This window comes from Microcystis sp. M53603_WE2, from assembly GCF_030065435.1.
In genome coordinates this window covers 1-1,704 of the sequence record NZ_JASJFF010001360.1, presented here as the reverse complement: position 1 = coordinate 1,704, position 1,704 = coordinate 1, and the positions used below count along the sequence as shown (strand labels likewise).

The 1,704-nt window shown below is 33.7% G+C and carries 1 protein-coding gene; it reads left to right on the top strand.

The features are described 5' to 3' along the window. Window positions 1–452: 452 nt before the first annotated feature. The coding region (locus tag PX481_RS28580; RefSeq protein ID WP_288097330.1) for a helix-turn-helix domain-containing protein at window positions 453–1,704 on the top strand (1,252 nt) is incomplete at its 3' end.

Here is a 1,704-nt window from a genome sequence, read left to right as displayed (position 1 = left end):
GGGTGCGTTAGGCGGCTATCAATTTAGTCAAAAAACCAAAATTAATAATTCGCCGTAACGCACCACCTCTATTATTAAATTGGTGCGTTACGCTATTGAAGAGCGCACCCTACGAGTCCGTAGAGTGTAGGGTGCGTTAGGCGGCTATCAATTTAGTCAAAAAACCAAAATTAATAATTCGCCGTAACGCACCACCTCTATTATTAAATTGGTGCGTTACGCTATTGAAAGGCGCACCCTACGAGTAATATGACTACAAGCTTTACTGTCTAAGGCGGATTTGCTATGACAGTTTGGCCTTCCCGACTTTATGGGGTAAAATGTTCGTAGGCAATACATTGATCTCTTGCAAGAGGGAAGTAAAATGATTATTAGTCTGATAAAAAAACGAGAAAACTAAAATCTGTTCCCTTATCCCAAACAGTAATACAAAAGTTCTATCACTTACTTATATGGATATTCAAACCCTTTTAGAATGGACAGATAAACAGGTATTAGAGAAAACCGGTAAACATCTTGATTCTTTGCAAGAATCCATCTTACAGGGTATTTGGGAACATCAAGATTACGAAAAAATTGCCAAAGATAATCAGCGCAGTTATGACCATATAAAAAAAGAAGCATGGAAGTTATGGCAACTGTTATCAGATGTTTTTGAAGAAGATATAAAAAAGTCTAATGTTCGTTCTGTTTTAGAAAATAAAGCTTCATCTACTATTTATCACTTTGTTAGCCATCATGGTAATAATATTAGTAATAACCATATAAATATCTGTAGAGAAAATAACCCCTACTCAGAAAACAACTTAAAAAAGTCTTCAAATTTTCCAGATAATGATCATCAATTCCCAATAATTAACCTAACAAAAGCTCCTGAATTAAGGTATAACTATGGACGTAAGTTAGAAATATCAACCTTAAAAGAATGGCTAGATAATAAAACTCGATTAATTACTATTTATGGGTTAAGTGGAATCGGAAAAACAGCTTTAACCCTTAAATTAGTTTCAGAAATTGCCCCACAATTTGATTATATTATTTATCGCAGTCTGGAAAATATTCCTCAATTAATCGCTCTCAAGGATGATCTAAAACAGTTTTTCGCCCAATCTCTATCAACCCCCTTACCTGATATAATAGATTATCTAAGCTCCTATCGTTGTTTAATTATTCTTGATGATGTGCAGAATATTTTTAAACTGGGGGAATTAGCAGGTAAATATTTAAGCGACTGTCAGGATTATCATAAATTTTTTCAGCAAATTGCTACCACATCTCATCAAAGTTGTTTGATTTTAATTAGTTGGGAACTTCCCAGAGATTTTGTTACCTTAAAATCCGATAAAATTAAAACTTTATACCTACAAGGTTTAACAACAGAATTTGAAGAAATCTTCAAAGAATACGGTTTAAAAAGTGAGGAGAAATGGACGAAACTGAGGGAACTTTATCAAGGTCATCCTAACTGGTTAAATATCATCTCCTCAACTATTATTGAGCTATTTGATGGAGAAGTATCCTTATTTTTAGAACAAATGAACAATGAAATTTATTTAGGGGATATAGAAAACTCGATCGAATGTCATTTACAGCGTTTATCCGCAACAGAAAAAAAGGTGATACACTGGTTAGCTAATCAAACTGAAGCGGTAGAAAAGTTTCCCAAAACTGGTAATCTTGACCTTTCTCAATCTGAATTTTGGG